The 24,515-nt window shown below is 35.4% G+C and carries 22 protein-coding genes; 15 read left to right on the forward strand and 7 right to left on the reverse strand.

Translation table 11 applies throughout. From position 1 onward, the window contains the following. On the reverse strand, positions 1 to 505 hold a 505-nt coding region (locus TS1_RS06170; protein WP_068708886.1), incomplete at its 3' end, for a TetR/AcrR family transcriptional regulator. 160 nt (positions 506 to 665) lie between these two features. On the opposite strand from TS1_RS06170, the gene TS1_RS06175 reads away from it, so the two are divergent. The 9 genes from TS1_RS06175 (at position 666) to TS1_RS06210 (ending at position 8,640) form a co-directional block, all read left to right on the forward strand. Then, a complete protein-coding gene (locus TS1_RS06175; RefSeq protein ID WP_068708888.1) occupies positions 666 to 1,163 on the forward strand; it encodes an HXXEE domain-containing protein in 498 nt (165 codons plus the stop codon). 124 nt (positions 1,164 to 1,287) lie between these two features. Then, a complete protein-coding gene (locus TS1_RS06180; RefSeq protein ID WP_068708890.1) occupies positions 1,288 to 2,124 on the forward strand; it encodes a hypothetical protein in 837 nt (278 codons plus the stop codon). Between the two features lie 266 nt (positions 2,125 to 2,390). Then, complete coding sequence (locus TS1_RS06185; RefSeq protein ID WP_068708892.1) at positions 2,391 to 3,284, forward strand: serine hydrolase; 894 nt, start codon at positions 2,391 to 2,393, stop codon at positions 3,282 to 3,284. A 302-nt stretch (positions 3,285 to 3,586) separates the two neighbouring features. Continuing rightward, positions 3,587 to 5,488 (forward strand): asparagine synthase (glutamine-hydrolyzing), encoded by a 1,902-nt coding sequence (gene asnB / locus TS1_RS06190; RefSeq protein WP_068708894.1) that lies wholly within the window; start codon positions 3,587 to 3,589, stop codon positions 5,486 to 5,488. A gap of 16 nt (positions 5,489 to 5,504) precedes the next feature. Beyond that, positions 5,505 to 6,380 (forward strand): serine hydrolase, encoded by an 876-nt coding sequence (locus TS1_RS06195; protein WP_068708896.1) that lies wholly within the window; start codon positions 5,505 to 5,507, stop codon positions 6,378 to 6,380. A gap of 119 nt (positions 6,381 to 6,499) precedes the next feature. Further along, positions 6,500 to 6,697, forward strand: coding sequence for a hypothetical protein (locus TS1_RS06200; protein ID WP_068708898.1), 198 nt, complete (start codon positions 6,500 to 6,502; stop codon positions 6,695 to 6,697). Positions 6,698 to 6,809: 112 nt separating this feature from the next. Next, positions 6,810 to 7,073, forward strand: a complete 264-nt coding sequence (locus TS1_RS06205; RefSeq protein WP_068708900.1) for a helix-turn-helix domain-containing protein — start codon at positions 6,810 to 6,812, stop codon at positions 7,071 to 7,073. Between the two features lie 118 nt (positions 7,074 to 7,191). After that, the gene (locus TS1_RS12805; RefSeq protein WP_281177363.1) at positions 7,192 to 7,323 is read left to right on the forward strand and encodes a hypothetical protein; all 132 of its coding nucleotides are present in this window, start codon (positions 7,192 to 7,194) and stop codon (positions 7,321 to 7,323) included. 324 nt (positions 7,324 to 7,647) lie between these two features. Then, positions 7,648 to 8,640, forward strand: a complete 993-nt coding sequence (locus TS1_RS06210) for a nuclease-related domain-containing protein (RefSeq protein WP_068708902.1) — start codon at positions 7,648 to 7,650, stop codon at positions 8,638 to 8,640. Positions 8,641 to 9,205: 565 nt separating this feature from the next. On the opposite strand, the gene TS1_RS06215 is transcribed toward TS1_RS06210, so the two are convergent. Next, entirely contained in the window at positions 9,206 to 10,090 is an 885-nt protein-coding gene (locus TS1_RS06215) for a fructose bisphosphate aldolase (RefSeq protein ID WP_068708904.1), read from the reverse strand. A 229-nt stretch (positions 10,091 to 10,319) separates the two neighbouring features. On the opposite strand from TS1_RS06215, the gene TS1_RS06220 reads away from it, so the two are divergent. Next, positions 10,320 to 11,294, forward strand: coding sequence for a hypothetical protein (locus TS1_RS06220; protein WP_068708906.1), 975 nt, complete (start codon positions 10,320 to 10,322; stop codon positions 11,292 to 11,294). Positions 11,295 to 11,459: 165 nt separating this feature from the next. Here TS1_RS06220 and TS1_RS06225 read toward each other — a convergent pair whose 3' ends face one another. Beyond that, positions 11,460 to 12,356 carry a diacylglycerol/lipid kinase family protein gene (locus TS1_RS06225; RefSeq protein ID WP_068708908.1) on the reverse strand — a complete coding sequence of 299 codons (897 nt, stop codon included), beginning with the start codon at positions 12,354 to 12,356 and terminating at the stop codon, positions 11,460 to 11,462. Between the two features lie 281 nt (positions 12,357 to 12,637). Here TS1_RS06225 and TS1_RS06230 point away from each other — a divergent pair, with 281 nt between their 5' ends. The 5 genes from TS1_RS06230 to TS1_RS06250 all read left to right on the forward strand — a co-directional run bounded on the left by TS1_RS06230 (position 12,638) and on the right by TS1_RS06250 (position 19,568). Continuing rightward, on the forward strand, positions 12,638 to 13,954 hold the full coding sequence (locus tag TS1_RS06230; RefSeq protein ID WP_068708910.1) for an NAD(P)/FAD-dependent oxidoreductase: 1,317 nt from the start codon (positions 12,638 to 12,640) through the stop codon (positions 13,952 to 13,954). After that, positions 13,944 to 15,380, forward strand: coding sequence for a helix-turn-helix domain-containing protein (locus TS1_RS06235; protein ID WP_068708912.1), 1,437 nt, complete (start codon positions 13,944 to 13,946; stop codon positions 15,378 to 15,380). Before TS1_RS06230 ends, TS1_RS06235 begins: the two co-directional genes overlap by 11 nt. 136 nt (positions 15,381 to 15,516) lie before the next feature. Beyond that, positions 15,517 to 17,034, forward strand: a complete 1,518-nt coding sequence (gene glpK / locus TS1_RS06240) for a glycerol kinase GlpK (RefSeq protein ID WP_068708914.1) — start codon at positions 15,517 to 15,519, stop codon at positions 17,032 to 17,034. A 3-nt stretch (positions 17,035 to 17,037) separates the two neighbouring features. Then, positions 17,038 to 18,843, forward strand: a complete 1,806-nt coding sequence (gene glpO / locus TS1_RS06245; protein ID WP_068708916.1) for a type 1 glycerol-3-phosphate oxidase — start codon at positions 17,038 to 17,040, stop codon at positions 18,841 to 18,843. A 5-nt stretch (positions 18,844 to 18,848) separates the two neighbouring features. Beyond that, positions 18,849 to 19,568 carry an MIP/aquaporin family protein gene (locus tag TS1_RS06250; protein ID WP_068708918.1) on the forward strand — a complete coding sequence of 240 codons (720 nt, stop codon included), beginning with the start codon at positions 18,849 to 18,851 and terminating at the stop codon, positions 19,566 to 19,568. 89 nt (positions 19,569 to 19,657) lie between these two features. Here TS1_RS06250 and TS1_RS06255 read toward each other — a convergent pair whose 3' ends face one another. From TS1_RS06255 to TS1_RS06270, 4 genes are all read right to left on the reverse strand, one after another. After that, on the reverse strand, positions 19,658 to 20,257 hold the full coding sequence (locus tag TS1_RS06255; RefSeq protein ID WP_068708920.1) for a TetR/AcrR family transcriptional regulator: 600 nt from the start codon (positions 20,255 to 20,257) through the stop codon (positions 19,658 to 19,660). A 210-nt stretch (positions 20,258 to 20,467) separates the two neighbouring features. After that, positions 20,468 to 21,145: an ABC transporter ATP-binding protein gene (locus TS1_RS06260; protein ID WP_068708922.1), complete on the reverse strand. Its 678-nt coding sequence runs from the start codon at positions 21,143 to 21,145 to the stop codon at positions 20,468 to 20,470. Positions 21,146 to 21,147: 2 nt separating this feature from the next. Next, a complete protein-coding gene (locus TS1_RS06265) occupies positions 21,148 to 22,212 on the reverse strand; it encodes an ABC transporter permease (protein ID WP_068708924.1) in 1,065 nt (354 codons plus the stop codon). A 176-nt stretch (positions 22,213 to 22,388) separates the two neighbouring features. Then, positions 22,389 to 24,446, reverse strand: coding sequence for a heavy metal translocating P-type ATPase (locus tag TS1_RS06270; protein WP_068708926.1), 2,058 nt, complete (start codon positions 24,444 to 24,446; stop codon positions 22,389 to 22,391). Positions 24,447 to 24,515 lie beyond the last annotated feature (69 nt).

The raw sequence follows: 24,515 nt of genomic DNA on the forward strand, positions 1-24,515 counted from the left end.
GTGTGGTTGTTACTGGTGTTTCTGACATAATCCAATAGCTTATATATTTTTCGAAGCCTCCAAAACTAAACAATAATGTCTGGCAGATAATTTTTTCACCATACAGTTCAAATAATTCTTTTTTTCTCACTTTGTACACTTCTATTATATTATTGAACATCTTATCAATTAGCAGATGATTCAAGTTATTTTTAACGAGTAATTGAATAAATGAACGAAAATTTTCCATGGTAGTAAAAATCAAGTATGCAACATTGCTTAAACTTAGATCTGTCGTATTATCTACAGCTTGAAGGTAAAAAAGGACTACACGATTAATTTCTATATTCAAAACATCAATTTTATCATCAAAGTTTCTATAAAAGGTTTTTCTAGAAATCATCGCTGTTTCTGTGATTTCTTTTATAGTAATTTCGTCAAACATTTTTTGTTGCATGATCTTTAATAAGGCATTTAAAATTTGATTTTTTGAATAAAGTGATTTGGCGTTTCCTTTGTTTTTCATAGCTTTTCTTCCTTTTTATAAATAGACACATTTCAGATAAAACGTATCTATTTGTTGGTTGTATTGTAGTTAGATATGTATCTATCCTATAATAATAGTCACACGTGTGTCTATTAATTATTTGAAATTTCAAATGGAAAATAAGAAAGGGGAAGGTAAAATGCTAGAAAATGTTTTATGGTTGCCGATACTGTTTGTTATTCACGATTTTGAAGAAATCATCTTGGTGCCTAGGTGGGTAAAAAGAAATTTCACTGTTTTAAGCAAAAAGAAGAGACCTTTGTTTGCAGCGACAACCGATAGCTCGGCTTTGGCAATTGGTGTGTTGGAAGAATTAATCCTTCTTTTATTGATTTCTGTGATGAGTATGAAAAATCCTAATAATGTCATTTATTTTTCAGTATTAATTGGTTATACTATTCATTTATTTGCTCATATCATTTTCTGTTTTCAATATAAAGCATATGTACCAGGAGTAATAACAGCCATCATACAATTGCCTTTTTTAATTTTGTGGATAATAAGAACATATAACAGTATGACAATAAACAACTTTATTCTCTTATTTACTTGTATCATAGTATTTATTTTACTGGTGGTAAATGTTTTATTTTTACATCAATTAATAAGAAAAATTTTAAAGCAAAATATCTTGTAAATTTAGAAATTTCTTTTGAAGAGAATGTTATTATTTGAGTTATTAGCCCAAAGGTTTTATTTATGGTATCGTTAAATTAAGGAATAGTCGAAAGCGTTTTTATTTCGAGGAGGTGAACAATCGTATGAACAAATCATTTCTATTACTCACAATTTTTGTTGTCTTTGGGATAAGCTTATTCGGATGCTCAACTGAATCAGAAGATGGATCTGCTGTTTCAGATACGAGCGTTTCAAGGCAAACACACTCGACGTCTCAAACAAATAAGATGAGCCAAACAGTGGATACTTCTGAAACTGGTGAAATGACTACTAAAGAAAGCTCAGCTACAACCTCAGAATCTACTGAAAAAACGTCTTCCTCAGAAAATGAGCAAGAAGAAAATACTCAAACAACGGTCCCTCTTAAAAAATATACAGATGAAGAAAAAGATGAACTTACACAAGAGTTTTTAGATTGGGCAATTCCTCGAGCAGAAGAAGGAAATATGGCTGTAACAGATGATTATTTTGACCACGGTGCTTCAGGTTTTGGTGACTGGTTTGCTGAGACAGAGGACGGAGAAATACAAGTCCAACAGCAGGTACCTACAAAAGAACTGCCGGGGTATGATGCTTATGACATGCATGCATTAGGAGGTGTCGTTTTTTACACTTCATCTTCTGGAGTTACTGGCTATGACAAAGAGCCTAAAGAAAAACATGGCGGTGCAGGAGGGGGACGTGACTACGGTAGAGTGGCAGATTCGGACTATCCGCTACACAAGTATTTATTAGGGGATAATGGCGTGGTGTATGAATTGATAGGAAGTGTTGGCGAACTCAGAAGTTACCAAACAGGTTTTGGACTATATGGCGATGATGGAAAAACCAAAGAAATTGAACCCGAATTCACTTTTAAGGTATCAGAGGATGCCGCTGCTCAAAAAGCATGGCGACAAATACTAGAAGGCTATCAATAACTCTTCCGACGTAGAAAAATAGGTTTATCAATTATTACCTGCCTAATTTTTTGCTTAAAAATTGTGGTGTTATTATTTAATCCATGTGACAAACATTTGTTTAATAATACTAAGCTTTAGGACGGTCTGTTTTTATTTACTAAAAAAACAGACTGTTTCTTTTTTAGTTATTTTAAATTTTGGGCTTCTTACATATGATACACTAATCATAATAATAAAAAATTCAAGGTGAATCATTAATAAGAGAAAGGAATTTTCAATCAAATATGAAGCAATTCGTTAAAATATTTCCTATAGCATTGGGCGCAATTTTCTTTTTAGTGTTGGGATTTTGGCTGGGGGATCATTTTGCACCGTCCAAGCAAGCAGAGACTACGACCGAAAGTACAGAAAAGCCAGTCGTAAAAAAGGAGAACAAAGAAGATACAGGTAAAGATAAAAAAGAACTCGAAAACAAGTTACAGCAAAAAGGAAACCAATGGGCAAAAGATTATCCTAATTCATTGGAATATAGAGTATATGATCTAGGGACAAAGCAAAGCTACACTTATACCAATAATGATGAAAAAAATAAAAAATATGTAACAGCAAGTATCGCAAAAGTTGCTGTGGCGATGATGTTGTTACATGAAAAAGAAGAAAGTCAAAAAGAGCTAACGGATAAACAGACAGAGCTTTTAAATCGCATGATTGTAAGTAGTGATAACGAGGCAACGACAAGTCTTTGGGAATCTTTAGGTGGTTATTCTGCTCTGCAAGAATTTTTTGATAAACGAAATATGAAAGATACAAAAGCAAATGAAGAAACCTGGGGCAAAACGACAACGACCACAAAAGACCAAATAAAACTTCTGCAGGAATTATATACGCCTTCCGAATACTTAACGGAAGAGTCCCAAGACGAAATTATTGATTTAATGAGCCGTATCGAGCCTGACCAAAGTTGGGGTGTTTACGCCGGTTCAAGTAATGTCTCATTTAAAAACGGTTGGATAATCGATGATGTAGATGATCAGTGGGTTGTTAACAGTATTGGAAAAGTAAGCCGAAAAGACAAAAGTTATCTAGCAGTAGCTCTTTCCGATAAAAATCCAACGATCGAAGAGGGAAGTAGAGTAATCGAGGACCTTGTACGAATTACCAGCGATTATTTGTTATAGGTGTGAAGAGAATATTTTTTGATAATAAAGAAAGTTTTAGTAAAGGTTATTCAAAATTCACTGTAATTGTTCGTTAATATTTCTAAGTTGTTTTTTTATCATTCATCATTCAAAAGCTTGGTGTTTTTCTTTAAGCTTTTGAATGCATTTTTTAAATATAAATAGAGTTACTTGTGATTATTTAAAAGATTTATTATGTGCTTTTTGTGTTATTTAGGAAAGCATTATTTTGCACTCGTTTTCCTCGTGTGATACATTAATTACAATGAGGTAAATTAATTTATAACGAAAAGGTGAAAAAAATGAGTGGTATTGTCGGTTTTTTGAATACAGATTCTTCTATAGAAGATAAAGAAGAACAAATTGATCAAATGATGGAACGAATTGTACATAGAGGTCCAGACTACGGTAGAAAGTTTGTGGATGTGGGCGTGGCACTAGGCTTTCGCTGTTTGGACACAAATGGTTCGAAGTGTGGAGATCAGCCGATATTTAATGAAAGCGATTCAAAAACGATTATTTTCGATGGGGAGATTTATAATTCACAAGAATTACAACAAAAACTGCAAGAAAAAGGGTATCTTTTTAAGACAAATGACGATGCAGAAGTTATTTTGCACGGCTATGAAGCTTATGGGTCAGAATTTGTAAAGAAATTACGCGGTGTGTTTGCTTTTGTCATCTGGGATAGTGAAAAACAAGAATTGTTTGGTGCCCGTGATTATTTTGGTACAAAACCATTTTATTATTATCATAAAAATGGAACTTTTCTATTTGGCTCTGAAATTAAAAGTTTTTTGGACCACCCAGCTTTTGAAAAAAGGGTGAACGCTCAAGCGCTCAAACCTTATCTGACTTTCCAATATCCAGCCACAGACGAAACGTTTTTTAAAGAGGTTTATCGAGTACCCGAAGGACATTACTTTTTTGCAAAAGATGGACAAGTAACTTTTACGCAATATTGGGATGCGCAATATACAGAAGAACCTATGACCGAAGATGAGGCGATTAATCAAATCGACCAAGCGGTTCAAGATACTATTCAGGCGCACTTGCCCAACGATGATGTAGAAGTCGGCACTTTTCTTTCCAGTGGGGTAGATTCCAGCTTAGTGACAACGATGGTTCAACCTCAGTATACGTTTTCTATTGGCTTTGGCGAACATACTTACAATGAATCATCCGAAGCGAAGAAATTAGCTGATATGTTACATCTCAACAATGAATCACGTGTCATTGAGTCAGAAGAAGCTTTTGATGCCTTTCCTATGATTCAATATCATTTAGATGAACCATCCTCCAATCCTTCCTGTGTTCCGCTTTACTTTTTAGCGAAGTTGGCCAGAAAGCATGTCAAAGTGGTCTTTTCTGGAGAAGGGGTAGACGAACTTTTTGCTGGTTATACGGAATACGGGTTTTCGTCTAATTCTAGGATGGTACGGGTTTTTGCACAAGGACTGAAGAAACTCCCGAAAAAAACACGCTATCGTTTAGCCAGTCGCTTAGAACATACAAGTAATTTCCATGGAAAACTTCACTTGTATCAATCCATAGCTCCAGCCGAAGACTTCTTTATTGGTCAAGCGAGAATTTTTGATGAAAGTGAATCAGATGACTATTTGCAGCCGAAGTATCAGCAATGTGAATCCGTACATGATATTGTAGAAAAACAATATCAAAAAGTTCCTGACTTGCCAGAACTTAAAAAAATGCAGTATCTGGATATGCACCAGTGGATGCCTAAAGATATTTTGTTAAAAGCCGATAAAATGACCATGGCACACTCCCTTGAAGCACGGCCCCCTTTATTAGATATTCGTTTGATGGAAGTTGCCGAAAAAATTCCTTGTAAATATTTATTAAATAGTAAAAGTACCAAATATGCCTTTCGTAAAGTCGCTCACCGCCATTTACCTGAGGAATGGGCTAATCGTAAAAAGCTAGGTTTTCCTGTTCCCATTAAAGATTGGTTACATAATGAACGCTTTTATAAGCAAGTACGGGAAGTTTTCGCGGCTGATTTTGCCTCAGAATTTTTTGATCAAGAAAAAATCTTAGACTTACTTGATCGTAATTACCAACAAGAAATCGATGCACGACGTCGAATTTGGACGATTTATTCATTTCTTGTTTGGTATAAAGTCTATTTTGTGAAAGAGCAACAAACAAATGATTTGGTTTTATCAAAGTCGTCTAAGAAATAGAATGAGGCAATCATCAATGAATAAGTTTTTTAAAATTTTTCCCGTCTTACTTGCAGTTATTTTGCTCGTTGCTTTTGGTTTCTGGCATGACAATGCGACTGGGGAAAATGAAGAGAAGACCACAGCGTCTACAAGTCAAGAAACCTTCAAGAAATCACCAAAGAATAAAAAAACGTTTGAAAAGCAGTTACAAAAAAAAGGAGACCAGTTGGCAGAAGAATGTCCGAATTCTTTAGAGTATCGGGTTTATGACATTGACGCACAACAAACTTATCAGTATAGCAATGAGGAAGAAGAACGACAGTATGAAACCGCCAGTATTGTAAAAGTAGCGGTGGCCATGTTGTTATTACATCAAAAGGAGCAAGCCCAAGAAGAACTGAGCGAAGCAGAGGAAGAACGCATGTCTTCCATGATTTTAAGTAGCGACAACGAGGCGACTTCCGCACTTTTAAATGAATCGTTAGGAGGGTTTGAGTCCTTACAAACCATTTTTGATGAGTTCGGGATGGAAAATACAACGGTGAACCTAGCTAACTGGGGAAATACGACGACAACAACTGAGGACCAAATGAAATTATTGAAAGAACTTTATTTCCCCTCGGAATATCTCTCGGAAGAATCCCAAGATTACATCATTCATTTAATGACTCAAATTGACGACGACCAAAGTTGGGGCGTTTATGCAGGTTCAGAAGATGTTTCCTTTAAAAACGGCTGGTTAACAACAGATGGGGGAAGTGGAGAATGGGTAATTACAAGTATAGGAAAAGTTTCTGATGGAGACCATGCCTACCTTGCCGTAGCCCTATCAGATGGCAATCCATCTGTTGAAGAGGGAAGTCATGTGATTGAAGAATTAGTGAAGTTAACCAGTGATTATCTACTATAGAATCCTTTTTAACGACGTTAGTAGTCTTAATAATAGTACTTATTTGTAATTTTACATTCTGAGCACGAATGAGAGTTCAAATTGTTTATTCAAAATGACTGGCTGAAGGGAGGATAGGGATGAAAAATAATAAAATGAGCCCTTTCAAATCTGTTCATTTATATATTGCTTTAATGATGCTAGTATCTGCGGGACTAATGTGGTTTACCCCAAAAGAAAGCAGTCTATTAAAAATTTCCGCTTTTTTAATGCTGCTGGCAGCTATGATTCAATTGATGATAGTGCATAAGCAAAGAAATAAAATGAGCAAAATATAGCTTGGTTAGAATAATTTCCTACCAATGTTAAAAAAATTATTTCTAGGAGGATTAAATTGAGCCTTGAAGATAAGGACTTTATTGTAAGACAAATTAAACAATAACAGAAGGTTTGGGTCAGTTTCTGTCATTAAATTCGGTAAAAGAAATGATTCAATACGACGATACTGAAGAGGATGTGTTAAGTGATGAGGAAATTGAGGCAATTTTGCTGATGCACAATGTTAGAAAGGTTCAGCAGGACAAAAATTTATCTGACGAAGCTCTTTCAAAAGAATTAGGTATAAATAACAGGGTTTTAATAAATTTAGAAAACGGAGAGAAACATCCTACTACCGAACTGACTGTTTTGAGGTCGTTCACTAATGCTCCTTAAGTATTATAGTTGTTTTTAGACTGGCATACAGTGTTTTACTTGAATATTTTTTCAATATAAAATATGCTTAAATTAGCACAACATTTTAGTTCAAAAAATATGAAAGAGGTGTTTTTGCATGGCAGGTAAAAAGAAAGGCGCAATGTATCCATTAAAGGTTTTAGGTAACGCTATTGGTTGGGTGGTTGTTTTTGGCTTAGTAAGATGGGCCATAAAAAATAAATTTTCCCAAAAGAATAATTTAAGATAGTAAGCTTTGTTTCAGTCAAAGTATAATTGAGAAATAAAAAAGACAATTCCGATGTTTATTGAATACTTTAAGTTCAATGGACAAAAGGATTGTCTTTTTTTGTAGTTATAAATGATAAAGTGAGCCTATCTTGCAAAACTATGAGAATGTTAACAAAAAGGGTTATTTTAGCACGTATGACAAAAATGGTAGGAAAGAATTGAACGAACATTTCACTGGCTAGCAAAATGGTGATGGTTTTTAAAGAGGTTTTTCTTAAAAAATTGATTGCATAAAAAAGAAATGGTGATTTTTTGCGTATTGATTTAAAAGGAGGAAATTCTAATGAGAAAAAAACCGCATGAACTGCAATGGCTAGACGTTCTTGATCAACGTTATTTGCTAGCAAAAGAAGAGTTTGAGTCTTTTCAAAAATTGCAACGTGGATATGAAGGAGAAGTACAGTTTGATGCACTGGTAGAATACTTTTTTAAAGAAAAGCAAGTAAGTTTGGATGATATTACATTACGGTATAAAAATAGTGTCGTACAAATTGATAAATTGTTGATTATAGGTCACACGGTATATTTAATTGATATGAAACATTATCGAGGACATTATGTATTTAAAAACAATACTTGGTATGTAGGTGATAAGGCGTTAACGAATAATATTTTTGAACAATTACGGCGTGCAGTACGTATCTTGCAAAGTATTTTTAATGATAATCAAATTCATCTATCGGTAAAAGGCGTTCTAGCGTTCACAAACCTTCATTCTGTTATAGAGGTAAAAGATGAAGTGGATGAAGAAGTTTTGATGACAGAAGAAATTCCTGCTTGGTTATTAAGGCTATCAAACGGTGATACAACTGCTAGACATAAAGTATCTCAAGTATTAAGACATTATACAATTGCGCCTTATCTAACTACTCGTACGTTTGATATTAAAAATCTGGGTCAATTAAAAAGCGGCATTCTTTGCCCACATTGTCATCAAGCGCAAATGCAAGAACACAGATTCACTATGAATTGTAAATGTGGCTATAAAGAAGCTAAAGACATCGCTTATAGACGAACTATTTGCGAATTTGGAACACTTTTTTACAACTATAATATCAAAAGAGCACAATTGAGAATATTTTTTGGTAAAAACTTGAACGAACGTTATTTGAAATTTATTTTGCAAAAGTATTTTATGTTAAAAGATAGTCATCATGCGAAAGCTGGCTATATTAATAAAGGTGTCTTATTTGAATATTGGTTTGAAAAAGAAATGAATACATTGGAGCAATTGCAAAAAAGAACAAGTTGGAAAGAAACAAAAACATCTCATTGAGTGGGTTTTAGAAAATGAAAGGGAACTTTTGTTTTGAAATTAAAAAAGGGACAAAAGGTTGCTAAACAAATGGCCGGTTTGATTTTATAGGACAAAACTTTCTTTAAGAAATGTCCGATGATTGGGGAAAAAGAGCGTTTTTGTTGTTTAACGGCCTTTTTAGGACAAAAGATGAAAGAATTAATGTCCGGTTTTAACATATTGGACAAAAGTTCACTAAAGTTTTGTCCGCTTTCCTTATACAGGACAAAAGTTTCTCAAACTTATGTCCGTTTTGCTAATCGGAACAAATTTAAAAGAGGGAGGTATCATTTATAAGAATAAGACATGGTATGATTAAATGAAAGTTTTATATTTGGTTTTAATATTTTTCATAAACAAGTAAGTTAACTTTTCCTTAGGATATGGCGTAGAGTATCATTTACAATAAAAGAGATTGGAAAAAATTCTAGTAGAAAGAAGAAACCTTATGAAATATGTTTTAAAAACATTAATTTCGTAAGGTTTTACAACTTCTTCATTTATAAGGTAAAAACGATGCCATTTTTTGAGCCTTTTTTCGTTTTCATGTGATGGAGGCGTCGTAGATACTATCTACAGCTTCTTTGAGTGTTTTGTTAAATACTTCGTCCGACTGATCAACACGTAAGTTTTGTGTCAAAGCTCTTGAAAAACTTGCAATTAAACCTTTGTTTTCTTTTAGCTTTTTATTTGCTACATCGATTGGATAACCTCCAGATAAAGCGACGACACGAACAACTCTTGGATGTTCCATTAGTTTTTTATATGTGTCAGCCACTGTTGGAATCGTTAGTTTTAACATCACGTTTTGCTCTTCAGATAATTGATCTAATTGTGCTGTAATTTCATCTTTTAATAGGACTTCCATTTTTTCTTTCTCTTTTGCATCGATATTAACTTCTGGTTCTACAATAGGAATTAAGCCGGCGTCAATGATTTGTTTGGCATAATCAAACTGTTGTTTTACTACATCTCGAATCCCTTGTTCGTTATAAGAAAGCATATTGGAACGCATCTTGGTTCCGAAAATGTGATGTTCTTTTGCACGGGTTAAAAGCTCATCTAAATGATCGATGGGTTTCATCAATTGAACGCCATTGCTTTCTTTATCTAAGCCCTTGTCTACTTTGAGAAAAGGAACAATTCCTTTATCGGTTAAATAATCCGCTGTTAGCTTTCCTTCAATTTTTCGTTCCATAGTGGCTTCAAATAATATAGCGCCAATAATTTTATCTGAAGAAAAAGCCGGAGATGTAACGATACGTGCTCGCATTTCTTGAACTAAATCAAACATTTCTTCTTCTGAATCATATTGGTCTTCAGAAATACCGTAATTACTAAGTGCTTTAGGCGTACTACCTCCGCTTTGATCTAGTGCCGCAATAAATCCGTCTTTTGAGCGCATAATGTCAAGCTGTTCTTTTGTCATAAGCCTTCACTCTCCTTATAGGATCTTCTTTATTCAGTATTAAACAATTTTGGCATTTTTGCAAGGAAACCGTATATATATGAAGCAATTTAAATAAATACTTTCCAAAACAGAAAAACATGAAATATTCGACTTAAAGCGAAAAAATCGATAGAATGAAGGTAACTTGTATCAAGCGGTTTCTCATGCTTTTGGCTTTTAGGAAGTTCATATTGAAGGGAATGTTCATATGAGAAGATTTTACCTCTTTTTTGTTTCTGTTCTTAGTTTGTTCTTTTTTACTGCTTGTAACTCGGTTAGTGAAATAGGTAATTCTACCTCTGAAAACACGCAAGAACCTGCAAGAAGTAGCGAAAAGGAAGAAACGACCAATCAGACTACTTCTGTAGAAAAAGCACCTAACTATCAAGAAAAAACTATGTCAGCAGGGTATCTTATTTATGGGCAACAGGTCTTTTTAGGTGAGGATACAGAAGGATTATTAACACTTGATTTCATTCGAACAGAAAAAAACAATTCAAAAGAAGAAAACTTAAAACAGTCGTTGAGAGAAAGCGATGCGACTTCACAAAAGGTATTAACAGAACTGGAAAATGTGACAATTGAAAACAAAAATGAAGCGAACTTAACTTTTACACCAGAAGAAAAGTTATCTAGTATGTCTTCAACAGAACATACCAAATTTGATGAGATGTTATTTCAAATTAGTTCGCTATATGGGATAGAAAAAATACATTTTTATGTAGGCGATGGAGCGGGGATTAGCTATGGACAGTCTGGTACTGTAACAACAATGGATGTGAAAGCAAATGAAAATCGCGGCTATTATCTTTTTCCGATAGAAGAAACCGATGATCCTGACTATTCCTATATAACAGGAGCTACTGCAGGGGAAGATATTCGAGATAACACAGGAGAACTGCTTGATTTTGCTGAAACAATAGAAGCGATGCGTTCAGTTAAAGCTGATAATGTGGTAAGAAAGCCCAGTATCGATGATAGAGTTAAGGTTCATTCAGCGAAGGTAGATGAAAATCGCGCGGAAGTAAAATATACGATTGAAGATGATCAAGAGAAAGACTGGACAAAGGAAGATCAAGAGCAATTAGAAAAGGTACTACAGTTAACAGCACTTGATTTCGATGTAGACGAATTGCAATTGGTCAATGAAGAGGAACATACAATAACGATTTTTCCATTGTAAAATACACAGATAGCAATTGAAATGATATTTAACTGCTAGGAAATACTAACTATTTTCATTTTTTGTTGCGAAAATTGCTAGATGATAAAACAACTCTTTTATTTATTCAATTAAAAGAGTTGTTTTTATTAGCATAAATCTCATGAAGATACAATAAATTCATAATTACGCTGGCACAAGAAAGTTTACAAAATGAGGATGAATTTTGACTGTTAATGGAAAAGTAGGACCTTTTTCTCCATCTAATGCGACGTTTGTTTTGCCTTGTTTTAATTGAAAACTTGCTTGCTCAAACGTAGTAGAAAAGGCAATATTATCTTCACTGGTTACTTCGTTATTGGTCAATACGCGGGAAAAAGTTACGAACTGTTTGCCTAAATTTGTTTGTTTCACGCAGAATAGGTGCAACTTCTTATCGTCATAATGAGCATTGTCAAAAAAGTAATCAATCCCAAAAATCGAATTTGAAACTCCAACAACAAGCAAGCTAAGATCAATTTCAATTGGTTCTTGATTATCTAATCGTATTTCTACGGAATAGGGCTCGTTGTCATTAAGCGATTTTAGACCTTCAATGAAATAAGCCAAAGGACCTAGTTTTTCTTTTTGTTCTTTACTTACTTTCCAAACGGTCGCAGGAATTGAGCCGGCTGAAATAGAACTTACAAAAAGTTGATCATTAATTTCGCCTACATCAATTGTCTTTTGGCTCCCTTTAATTAATTCATCAACGGCTTTTTCAGGATCGGTATTCATCCCCAATCCCTGTGCGATATTGTTTACTGTTCCAGTTGGGACAATACCGATAGTGGGTTTGTGCTTCACATTTTTTAGTACATTTACAAGTTCTGAAACAGTGCCATCTCCGCCTAAAACAATGAGAATATCAAATTCATTTTCACATGCTTCTTTAGTAAAACGGCTAATATCTGCTTTTTCTTGGGTAATTTTAATGGTTACTTGCCACCCTTTTTTCTCATATAATTCCTTAGCACTTTTGGCGTATTTTTCTGCTTGTTTTTTCCCAGAAGAGGGATTGGCTAAAATAAACACTTTTTTCACTACAAGGTCTCCTGATTGCTTTTAGATCGCTTATATTTTATCTTATTTTCATAGGGAAAGAAACCAAAAAAGATATCAAATCGCTTTTTTAAGAAGAAGATAGCAAAAACTCGACAGATTTATCCATTTATATTATTATAGACCAGCCTTTCATTGATGCAGGTGTATTTAAAATAATTAATGGCTATCTAACACTTGAACAAAGGGAAGTGTTCGTAGTATTCGAACGAAATGCTCCGTGTTATAATAATGAAAGGGCATCCAAGAAAGGAAGACCGTAGGTGAAAATTTATATTATAGGTGCATCTTTTGCAGGAGTGAGCGGTGGGATTCATGCTCGCAAGCTTTATCCTGAGGCGGAAATTACAATTATTGAAAAAAACCCAATTGTAGGTTTCTTGCCAGGAGGATTACTGCTGTACTTGCAAAATAAGTTTGAAAATTTAAACGATGCTGTGTTTGTTACTAAAAAGCAGCTAAATGAACAAAATATCAATGTGAAATTAGCAGAAACCCTACTTGATTGTAAAGCAGAGAAGCATGAAATTATTACCGATCAAGCAACCTATCATTATGACAAATTGATTCTAGCCAATGGTTCGGAACAAAAATCATTAAATATTGGTTTAGAAAATGATGAGGATTGGGATCCTAGTTTTAAAAATTATGATTTAACGCATAAAATATTAACACAAATACAAAACGCAAAAACAATTGCGATTATCGGCGCCGGTCAAGCAGGTATGGAAGCAGCCAGCACATTTATTGATTTAAAAAAGACTGTCCATTTAATTGAAGCGATGGATTATCCATTATTTAAATATTTTGATCCAGAATTTTTAACTCCATTTTTAAATGCTGTACAAAAGTATTCTAACTTACATTTTCATTTCAATACAACGGTCTCAGAAGTTGTCAAAAATGATCAGTATGAAATTTTACTTGATGATAAAAAAATTATCAGCGATCATGTCTTAACAACAGTCAATGTACATCCACAATTAGCCAAGTTTACTAAAAAATTTAAGCTGCATAGTGATAACACCATTCAAGTTAATGAGTATTTAGAGACTTCGGCTAAAGATGTTTTTGCTGTAGGAGATTTGGTGCATAGTCCGATTCCAATCAGGAAAGAAAGTGCCTATCTGCCTCAAATTAATCATGCTGTCCGTTCCGGAGCTGTGGCAGCCGAAAATCTATTGCAGCAGCACATGAAATTCAAAGGCGGATTACGTACCATCGGCACTAAAGCGTTTGGCTGGTATCTGGCCAGCACAGGATTGATTGAAGAGGAAGCTTTTGTTTATACTCATGAAATTGCCAGCAAAACGTTTACTCAACAGGTTTCATTAGTTGATAAGACTATTATTTATTGTAAGGTTGTCTACGAAAAAAATACGGAACAATTACTGGGAATGCAATTGTTATCCAAAGCCGATTGCTTAGAAAAAATTAATACTGCCGCTTTAGCGATTGAAAAAAACATGACGTTAGACGAACTCTTGCAAAGCGATCATTTTTTTCAAGCAGAATTTACTAATGTAATGGAACCTTTAAACAGAATCAATATGGGAAGTGAGAATCGTCATGCGTTTTGAAGAATTGCTAGAGAAAAAAGAAGCAAAGCAAATTTATCTAATTAAGCAATTGATCATCGCTGGCGGACAAATGAATGTCCATAACGTAAGTAAAATACTCGAGCTGAGTAAAAAATCAACGGATAATTATATAGAAGAATTGATGGTAGATTTGAAGCCTTTTCAAGGACGCTGCCAAATCACTTACGATGGGACAAAGGTTGCTTTTTCAAAAACAGCGGATTTTTCGATTGAAGAATTTGAACGTAAGCTTTATTTAAATTCGTCAAAATACCAGATTTTGTTGCATTTATTAGAAGAAAAAGAAATCCATCCGGTTCGTCTGTCCCAAGAACTTAAAATCAGTGAATCTTCTTTGTCGCGTAAAATCAAAGATGTTAATCAATTATTAAAAGAATTCGACATTCGAATTTGGCAAGGAAAAATTATGGGTGAAGAAAGTCAAATTCGGTATTTTTACTTCCAACTTTTGTGGTATTTAGGACAAGGCTATGAAAAAAGTTCCTCAAGAGAGACACATATTATTGAAAGTCTTGAACGAGGACTTAATTTATCATTCATGCCAGTAGCTAGACAGCGGATCCTTTTATGGCTGCGTATCACCAAAAAACGAATGACAGTACCTAACCCGCAGTTTCGTCAATTTAAAGAGAAATTTGAACCTTATAAAAAAGACCCTTTGTATTTAAAACTAGTACCCATTATCCGTCGTTCGTTTAGTTTCTATGCGGTTGAAATTAAAGAAGAAGAAATGATGCTTCACTTTGTATTTTTAACTGGAATGTCTGTTCTTTCGCAAAAAGACTTTCATGCTTATTCATTACAACGTTCTCGCCTAACACCAACAGCTTGGTGTGACACCATTATTTTAGAAACTATTTTACGAATGTATAATCCGCAAAATATTCGTAAAGAATTAGAAGCTACTTGTTATTATCATTTATCGCAAATACATCTGCGTCTTTACTTTTTTGTGGGAGATGTGGAAACTTATGATCGCAATAATATCTGGCAATTAGAAGAAACTTTATCTACCCGTAATATCCAAGCTTATGTTGAACGTTTAATGGAGCTTTCGGCTGAAGAATTACAAGTTCAAACGCATAAGCAAAATAGCTTATGGGCAATGACTGCCATTAAATATTTAAGCGTCTTAACAATTATTGATATTCGAGTCAATCGTGAAGTGCGTGTCGGCATTTATTTAGAGTTTGATGAATTATTTAAAGAAGCGGCGACAAATATGTTGATGCTGCAGCTGAAAAGTTTAAATGGGGTGGTGGTGGAACCTTTTGACGACACAAAAGAATATGATCTTGTAATTACGAATACCAACCTTGCTACAAATACGACCGTTTATCGAATGACCGAACTTGGTTCTGATTATGATTTGAAAGAAATAAAAAAATTGACTCGAAAAGTCTAGTTTAAAGGCTGGCATGATGAGATTTTGTCAGAAATTCCAAAAATTTGTAAAAAGATGGGAAAATAAAGCGCTTCACAGGCGTTAGGATATAAATGTAAGGAAAACGTATTCAAAAAATAAAGGAGAGTTTTTTATTATGGCAGAGAAAAAATACATTATGGCAATTGATGAAGGAACAACGAGTACCAGAGCTGTTTTATTAGATAAAAATAGTAAAAATATTGGAAGTTCACAAAAAGAATTTACCCAATATTTCCCGGATTCTGGTTGGGTTGAACATAATGCTAATGAAATTTGGAATTCTGTTCAATCTGTTGTTGCAGGCGCTTTAATTGAATCTGGCATTCATCCTAGCGAAGTTGCTGCTATTGGAATTACAAACCAACGTGAAACAACCGTGATTTGGGATAAAAACACTGGTTTGCCAATTTATAATGCTGTTGTATGGCAATCTCGTCAGTCAGCAGACATTGCCAACCAACTAATCGATGAAGGTTATAAAGATTATATCCATAAAAAAACCGGCTTGATTATTGACCCTTACTTTTCTGCAACCAAGATTCGTTGGATTTTGGACCATGTAGAAGGTGCACAAGAAAAAGCTGAAAATGGCGACTTGCTATTTGGAACCATCGATTCTTGGTTGGTTTGGAAATTAACAAGTGGAAAAGCACATGTTACCGATTATTCGAACGCAAGCCGTACCATGTTATATAATATTCATGATTTAGAATGGGACAAAGACATTTTAGATTTACTCAATATACCTGAATCGATGTTACCAGAAGTAAAAAGTAATTCAGAAATTTACGGCTATACAGAAACTTATCATTTCTATGGTAGTGAAGTTCCGATTGCTGGTATGGCAGGGGACCAACAATCTGCTTTGTTTGGTCAAATGGCCTTTGAACCAGGAATGGTAAAAAACACTTATGGAACCGGTGCATTTGTTGTCATGAATATCGGAGAAGAACCGACCCTATCAGACAACAACTTATTAACTACAATTGGCTATGGCATCAATGGAAAAATTTACTATGCTTTAGAAGGTAGTATCTTTGTCGCTGGTTCAGCCATTCAGTGGTTGCGTGATGAAATGCGTTTGGTCGATTCGGCTCCAGCTTCAGAAGATATGGCTAAAAACGCTAGTGATGATGATTATGTTTATGTCGTTCCTGCCTTTACTGGACTAGGTGCTCCTTATTGGGATTCAGGAGCACGGGGTGCAATCTTTGGTTTAACACGAGCAACGACGAAAGAAGATTTGGTCAAAGCTACCTTACAATCGATTGCTTATCAATCCAAAGATGTTATTGACACCATGAAAAAAGATACTGACATCGATATACCATTGCTTAAAGTGGACGGTGGTGCAGCAAATAATGACTTATTAATGCAATTTCAAGCAGATATTTTAGACATAGAAGTTGACCGGGCTGCAAACCTTGAAACCACCGCTTTAGGAGCTGCTTATTTGGCAGGTTTAGCTGTAGGTTTTTGGGAAGATATGGATGCTTTGAAAGAATTACAAGAAGAAGGACATGTATTTAAACCAGAAATGTCTGCAGAAAAACGAGATGACCTTTACACGGGTTGGACAGAAGCTGTGGAAGCAACCCAAGTCTTCAAACATCGTGCGAGGAAAGAAGGATAATTGATGGTTTTTTCATACAAAACTAGAAACGAAGAAATAGAAAAAGTACAAAATGAAGACATAGATGTATTTGTGATAGGAGGAGGCATTACCGGAGCTGGCGTAGCTGTACAAGCCGCCGCTTCCGGTATGAAAACTGCCTTAGTTGAAATGCAAGACTTTGCCGAAGGGACATCTTCTCGGTCAACAAAGTTAGTTCATGGCGGAATTCGGTATTTGAAAACATTTGATGTAGAAGTGGTATCTGATACAGTTAAAGAACGGGCCAATGTTCAAAGAATTGCTCCGCATATTCCCAAACCAGATCCCATGCTGTTACCGATTTATGACGAACCAGGCGCAACATTTAACATGTTTTCTGTAAAAGTGGCTATGGATTTATATGATCGTTTGGCTGGTGTGTCTGGTAAATATGCTAATTATATCTTAAATAAATCTGAAGTACTTAAAAGAGAACCGCAATTAGAAAAAGAAGGCTTGCAAGGCGGGGGAGTTTATCTTGATTTTCGGAATAATGATGCCCGTCTCGTTATTGAAAATATAAAAAAAGCCCACGAAGATGGAGCTTATGCGTTAAACAAAGCTAAAGTTGAAAAGATTACCCATGACCAAGAAGGTCAAGTTAATGGAGCAGAGGTAAAAGATTTACTTACAGGGAAAACTTTCCATATCAGTGCAAAAGTCGTTATCAATACTTCAGGTCCATGGAGCGATATAGTACGTAATTTAGATAAAAAAGACGATTTGTCTGATCAAATGCGTCCGACAAAAGGGGTTCATTTGGTAGTAGATAAAGAAAAGTTAAATGTACCACAACCTACTTATTTTGATACGGGTGAAAATGATGGACGTATGATTTTTGTTGTACCAAGAGAAGACAAAACATATTTTGGTACTACAGACACCGATTACCATGGAGATTTAAATCATCCAACGGTTACTAAAGAAGATGTCGACTATCTGTTAAGAATTGTCAACCGCCGCTATCCTGAAGCAAATATTTCTTTAGATGATATTGAATCCAGCTGGGCTGGCTTACGTCCGTTGATTACGGCAAATGGCGGTTCCGATTATAACGGCGGCGGTAGCGGCAAACTTTCTGATGAAAGCTTTAATAACGTTGTCCATACGACCAAGGAATATTTAGAAGATAAGGCAAAACGAGATGAAGTGGAAAAAGCCATCAAAGAAGCTGATAGTGAGCAAGATAACGGCGAAGTAGACCCTTCACAAGTTTCCCGAGGAAGCAGCTTAGAAGAAGCCAGCGATGGTTTGCTTACTCTTTCAGGAGGCAAGATCACGGATTACCGTTTAATGGCAGAAGGCGCTTTGAAAAAAATTCAAGAAAAATTGGATAAACCATTTAAGCTAGTGGATTCTAAAAAATACCCTGTTTCGGGTGGTGATATTGATCCTGAAAATGTGGATGAAGAAATCGCTCAGCTAGCTCAACAAGCACAAGATAAAGGATTAAATGAAAAAGATGCGCTTTATCTGGCTAATCTATATGGGTCAAATCTACCTAAGGTACTCACTTATGATGAACCTGTTAAAGGATTGAGTAAACGTGATAGCCTTTCATTAAATTATGCGTTAAATGAAGAGCTAGTGTTGACACCTGTTGACTATTTCATGCGTCGGACCAACTTTATTCTATTTATCCGGGATGAATTAGATGCTTTAGAGCAACCAGTAATTGATAAGATGGCTGAATTTTATCAATGGAGCGATGAACAAAAAGTCAATTATCAAAAGGAATTGGCAGAAGTAGTGGCAGAGTCAGATTTGAAAGAACTGAAGGAGGATTAATAATCGTGAGTAGTGATAGTTTACAAATATTTAGTGAATTTTTAGGAACAGCTATACTTGTTTTACTAGGTGACGGGGTGGTTGCCGGAGTAAATTTAAAAAATAGTAAGTCAGAAGGCGCCGGTTGGGTAGCTGTAACGATGGGCTGGGGTATGGGCCTTGCTATCGCAGTTTATATCGCTGGTTTTATGGGACCAGCTCATTTAAACCCAGCGGTGACGATTGCTTTTGCCGCAATGGGCGACTTTTCGACTGGTTTAGTCGTTCCTTTCATTATCGCCCAAATTCTAGGTGGTATTGTCGGTGCGGCCCTTGTTTGGTTAGCTTATATGCCATTATGGGATGAAACAAAAGATCAAGATGCTATTTTAGGTACATTTGCAACGGCTCCAGCTGTACGTAACTTAACAGCTAACACTGTAACTGAAATCATCGGTACTTTTATTTTGGTACTAGGGTTACTTGGCTTAGGAGAAAATCAACTTTCTGACGGCTTTAATCCGCTTCTTGTAGGTATTCTGGTACTATCCATCGGACTTTCACTTGGTGGACCTACCGGTTATGCTATCAACCCAGCGCGTGATTTGGGCCCAAGAATTGCGCACCAAATCTTGCCAATTGCCAATAAAGGTGCTTCCGATTGGAGTTACTCATGGGTTCCCATTGTTGGTCCCATTGTCGGTGGTTTAGTCGCGGCAGGAGTATTTAGCGTTATTCCATTTTAAGAAATTAAAAAATGAACACTTCTATGTAACAAACTCGCAGCTAGAGTCGTTACATAGAAGTGTTTTTTGTTTAATATTATAGAAGTAAATTATTGTTTAATTCCCTGTAGTAACCATTTTTTTTGAAAACGGAAATCTTGAACTAACTCTTCGGTACTCCAATTATTGACAATACAATCAGTAAGAGCATCCATCACTAAATTCATTATGAAATATAAAAAGCTAAGAGCCTCCTCATAAGAATTTATAGCAAAATGATTGTGTTTAAGCAGATCTAACCATTGAGAAAACATTGGCGAACTCGGGGACAATGCTTTACGTTTGGTCATTTGTGAATGACTACTTTGAGTGAGTAATTGAAGCATTTGCCAATAACGCTCATTTCGATCTAATTTGCTGCAATATATTAGAAAATTTTCGATACCTAAGAAAAAGTCTTGCTTATGCTGACTGATAGATGCCAAGATATCACCATGAATTTTCATGGCATATTTATGAATAAGATAGAAGTAGGCATCTTCTAAATCTTGAAAATATTTATAGAAAGCACCTCGAGACATCTGCATTGCTTCAACAATTTCTGAGACTTTCACTTGGCTAATATGGCGATTATAAAATTTTTCCAATAATATTTGTTCAATACGTTGCTTTTTATTCTGTGACAAATTGAGAAATGTTTCTTTAGGCATTAGTTTTCCCCTTTAGCGACCTTTATCCATAGTATACTCGTGCTTACTTTTTTTGTCACTATCGAAAAGGGCCTGTGATATACATAAGTTCCTTTAATCATAAAATATCCGAACTATAAGAGAGATAGCTCCTGCAGTTACTCGTCGTAAATTCACGACAATTAGAAAATCTTATCAAATAGAATTTGGGTATTTTTGTCTTGTCTTTACTTATGTCACAGACCTAAGTAATTTACCGTCTTTCATCTGGTATATCCGGTCACTCCAGTGAGTCATTCGTTCATCGTGCGTCACCATGACTGTAGCTTTTTGTTTTTCATGTGCTTCTTTTACTAACAATTTAACTACTTCATAAGCATGTTCTGTATCTAAACTTGCCGTAGGCTCATCTGCTAGAATCAGGCTTGGATTATTAAATAGCGCACGTGCGATGGCTACTCGTTGTCGTTCGCCTCCAGATAGATCACGCGGATAGCTATTTTTTAAGGAAGCAATGTCCAAAGATTCCAATAGTTCGTTTATTTGCTCGTTAGAAGGTTTACGTTTGTCTACTTTATCGACTAGAAAAAATTGCTCTTTGACCTTTAAAAATGGGATTAAATTAGAACTTTGTAAAATAAAACCAATTTCCTTAAAACGTAAATCAGAGCGCTTTTTTTCTGGTAAGTTGGAAAAAGAGGTTCCATTAATTAAAATATCGCCAGAAGTTGGGCTTTGTAGGCCACCAGAAATAGTTAAAAATGTACTTTTCCCTGAACCAGAAGGGCCAATAATGCTTATGAATTCTCCTTTTTTAACTGTAAAATTAATTTCTTTTAAGGCGGTGATTTCTGTACGTCCAGAACCAAATTTTTTAAAAATATTGTCCATAACTAATATATCGTTCATAATTATCCTCCTATAGCGGTAATGGGGTCAACTTTAGCAACTGATCGTATCGAAAATAATCCTCCAATAATAGCGACAGAAACTAAAACAAAACTATACAGCAGCCACTGTGTCCAAATAATGGTAAAAGGCATCGCAGTAGGTAAGACCCAACTTGTAAGATAAGCAAGTAACATTGCAATTCCAGTGCCAAGTCCGCCTATGACAAATGATTGCGCAATGATTGATTTTGCTATGAACCAATTTCGTATACCTTGAGCTTTCATCACACCGAAAATAGCGTTTTTCTGCAGGGTAATAACATACATAAAAATACCTATAACGGCTGTAGCTGTGATAAATAAGAAATAGATCATAGCATCTAATGTAAGATTTTGGGCCGAATAACCGGGGATGTTTTCAATCAATTCGGAAGTCGTTAATAGATCTAAATCTTCATCATTTTCTATTTGAGTAGTCTTTTTTTCTGTAGCAATTGCATTGATTGGTTTTTCTTTATCGGAAGTAAACGACTGATTCCCAAACTTCATCGATGTCCAAGTTTCCAAGTCTGTATAAACCACAGGGGTTACGGTATAATAGGTCTCTGGGAAAATACCGGTAATGGTTAATTCTTCTTCATATTGACCAATATTAATTTTATCGCCAATTTGATATCCTGTATCTGCTAAATTCTGTGAAATGATAATGTCATTTTTATATCTAAATTTTTTACCTTGAGTAAGTTCAGGCAATAAAAAAGCTTGTTTGCTGGTACCAAATACTGTAATATCTTGCTGCGTTCCTTTAATAGCGCCACTGTATAAACCAATCGGAGCTTTGGTAGAACTTTGTATATTATCAATATCACCTCTTGTTAGCTGAGAAGCAGTGAGTGTTTTATTAGCTTCCTCTGATAAAACAATTTCTTCAGCTTGCCAGTCTTCTACGCCTTTTTTAAATTCTTCTGCTAATCCTCTTGCTAATCCAGATAGCATAAAGACGACATAAGCAATTAAAACCATCATCCCAATGATTAAGCCAAAACGTAGCTTTGAATAACGCATTTCTTTTAATGCTAAGAACATGTCTGTGACCTCCTAGTTAAATTAACATTCAACAAAAGTGACACTTTGTCACTTGCTTATTTACTATACAGCAAAAGTGACAAAATGTCACTAATAAAATGAATTTTTTACTGAATAAGTTTTAGACATAAAAAAAGAAGCTACCGACTGAAGGTAACTTCTTCTTTAAATGAATGTTAATCAATTTTAAGCAGCATGGCATTAATAGCAACAATAATTGTACTTAGGGACATCACAATAGCGCCGACAGCAGGGCTTAAAATGATGCCAATTGGAGCTAAGACGCCTGCTGCTAGTGGGATAGCTACAATGTTGTAGCCAGCTCCCCACCAGATATTTTGAATCATCTTACGTTGCGTACGTTTAGCAAGCGTTAAGAAGTGGAGAATATCGGCTGGATCACTTTTGACTAAGATGACATCCGCTGAATCAATCGCCACGTCTGTACCAGCACCGATAGCAACGCCAATGTCCGCTCTTGCTAAGCTAGGTGCATCGTTAACTCCGTCGCCGACCATCATTACAGTTTGACCGTTATTACGGTAATCCTTGACTAACTTTTCTTTGTCTTCAGGCATTAATTCAGCGTGTACATCATCAATGCCTAGTTCGCTTGCTACCGATTGTGCAACTTGTTGGTTGTCACCCGTTAACATAACAGGGGTGACATTTTGACCCTTTAATGATTGGATCATTGATTTAGCATTTTCTTTAATTTGATCACCTTGAGCAACCAGTCCGATATTTTTTTCATCGATTAATAAGAAACTGACCGAATTTCCTTGTTTTGATAATTGATCAAAAGTGTCTTTGTCATAGTCAATCGATTGTTTATTCAAATAAGAAACACTAGCTACTTTAATACTTTTTCCATTCACTGTACCTTCTAATCCGACCCCTGGTAGATTGTTGACATCTGAAGCTTCAGGTATATCCAATGATAGTTCTTCTGCTTTATTTAAAATGCCGACAGCTAAGGGGTGGCTAGAATTTTGTTCTAATGCTGAAATATAAGTGAGTACTTGCTCAGCTGAATAGTCATTGTTAAATGAACGATAATCGTTTACGGCAAAATTACCTTCTGTTAATGTGCCAGTTTTATCCATTAAAATGACATCGACATTTTTAGCTGTTTCTAGCGCTTCACGGTTTTGTAATAATACCCCATTTTTTGCACCTAGAGAAGTTGAGCGTGCAATAACTAGAGGAATTGCTAGACCTAATGCGTGCGGACAAGCGATCACAAGTACGGTGACCATTCGTTCAAAAGCTGTACTCAAATCAGAAGTAATGAGCCAACCAATAAAAGCTAAGATTCCAGCGGCTAGGGCAACATAGAATAACCATTTAGCGACACGGTCTGACAATGTTTCCACTTTTGATTTTTCGTTTTGTGCATTTTCAACAAGCGACATTACTTGAGAAAGATAACCGGACTCGCCTGTTCCGGTGACTTCAACAGTGATTGTACCAGAGCCATTAACAGAACCACCAATGACAGTATCTTTTTGTGATTTTTCTACTTCTTTTGATTCCCCAGTGACCATTGCTTCATTAACACTGGTAGAGCCCTTGATGATGGTACCATCTGTTGGAATTTTTTCACCCGCTTTAATTAATACATGTTGTCCTTCTTGGACGTCTTGTAAAGAGATATCTTTGGTATCTCCATTTTCATTGACAACATGAGCAGTGTTTGGTAATAACTGTGCCATTTCTTCTAGTGCATTTCCGGCATTGCTTACTGCATTCATTTCAACCCAATGGCCAAGCAGCATAATCACAACCAATGTAGCTAGTTCCCAAAAGAAATCCATAACATGATCTGCTTGAGGGACAAAATGGTTCATAATAAAAGCATACAAGCTATATACATAAGCAACGGTAATTCCTAGTGAAATTAAGGTCATCATTGCCGGCTCTTTAGATGATAACTCCATTTTTGCTCCTTGTAGAAAGGGCATCCCGCCATAAAAGAACAATATTGTGGCTAGAATTAAAACTACCCATCCAGACCCAGGAAATTGAAATTGGAACGGTAAGTCTATTCCCATCATCGGCGACATTAAAATAATAGGGATGGTCAAAATTAATGATATGAAAAATTTGGGTTTTAAATTTCCCATATGCATGGAATGATCCATACCGGAATGACCACCATGATTATGTTCGTGCTCCATGTGTTCGTGTTGATGTTCATCTTTATTGCTATGATGTTCATGATTTGTACTCATTACAGATCCTCCTTTTTTGTTATCCACGTTTAGTGTAGCACTATTGTTTACTAATGTAAACGAAAATGA

This window comes from Tetragenococcus solitarius NBRC 100494 (assembly GCF_001544195.1).
GTDB classification, from domain to species: Bacteria; Bacillota; Bacilli; order Lactobacillales; family Enterococcaceae; genus Tetragenococcus; species Tetragenococcus solitarius.

What these genes read in the sequence shown, in the direction of transcription:
- TS1_RS06175 (WP_068708888.1), top strand. Translation starts at nt 666, where the DNA reads ATGCTAGAAAATGTTTTATGGTTGCCGATACTGTTTGTTATTCACGAT.
- TS1_RS06180 (WP_068708890.1), top strand. Translation starts at nt 1,288, where the DNA reads ATGAACAAATCATTTCTATTACTCACAATTTTTGTTGTCTTTGGGATA.
- TS1_RS06185 (WP_068708892.1), top strand. Translation starts at nt 2,391, where the DNA reads ATGAAGCAATTCGTTAAAATATTTCCTATAGCATTGGGCGCAATTTTC.
- asnB (WP_068708894.1), top strand. Translation starts at nt 3,587, where the DNA reads ATGAGTGGTATTGTCGGTTTTTTGAATACAGATTCTTCTATAGAAGAT.
- TS1_RS06195 (WP_068708896.1), top strand. Translation starts at nt 5,505, where the DNA reads ATGAATAAGTTTTTTAAAATTTTTCCCGTCTTACTTGCAGTTATTTTG.
- TS1_RS06200 (WP_068708898.1), top strand. Translation starts at nt 6,500, where the DNA reads ATGAAAAATAATAAAATGAGCCCTTTCAAATCTGTTCATTTATATATT.
- TS1_RS12805 (WP_281177363.1), top strand. Translation starts at nt 7,192, where the DNA reads ATGGCAGGTAAAAAGAAAGGCGCAATGTATCCATTAAAGGTTTTAGGT.
- TS1_RS06210 (WP_068708902.1), top strand. Translation starts at nt 7,648, where the DNA reads ATGAGAAAAAAACCGCATGAACTGCAATGGCTAGACGTTCTTGATCAA.
- TS1_RS06215 (WP_068708904.1), bottom strand. Translation starts at nt 10,090, where the DNA reads ATGACAAAAGAACAGCTTGACATTATGCGCTCAAAAGACGGATTTATT.
- TS1_RS06220 (WP_068708906.1), top strand. Translation starts at nt 10,320, where the DNA reads ATGAGAAGATTTTACCTCTTTTTTGTTTCTGTTCTTAGTTTGTTCTTT.
- TS1_RS06235 (WP_068708912.1), top strand. Translation starts at nt 13,944, where the DNA reads ATGCGTTTTGAAGAATTGCTAGAGAAAAAAGAAGCAAAGCAAATTTAT.
- glpK (WP_068708914.1), top strand. Translation starts at nt 15,517, where the DNA reads ATGGCAGAGAAAAAATACATTATGGCAATTGATGAAGGAACAACGAGT.
- glpO (WP_068708916.1), top strand. Translation starts at nt 17,038, where the DNA reads ATGGTTTTTTCATACAAAACTAGAAACGAAGAAATAGAAAAAGTACAA.
- TS1_RS06255 (WP_068708920.1), bottom strand. Translation starts at nt 20,257, where the DNA reads ATGCCTAAAGAAACATTTCTCAATTTGTCACAGAATAAAAAGCAACGT.
- TS1_RS06260 (WP_068708922.1), bottom strand. Translation starts at nt 21,145, where the DNA reads ATGAACGATATATTAGTTATGGACAATATTTTTAAAAAATTTGGTTCT.
- TS1_RS06265 (WP_068708924.1), bottom strand. Translation starts at nt 22,212, where the DNA reads ATGTTCTTAGCATTAAAAGAAATGCGTTATTCAAAGCTACGTTTTGGC.
- TS1_RS06270 (WP_068708926.1), bottom strand. Translation starts at nt 24,446, where the DNA reads ATGAGTACAAATCATGAACATCATAGCAATAAAGATGAACATCAACAC.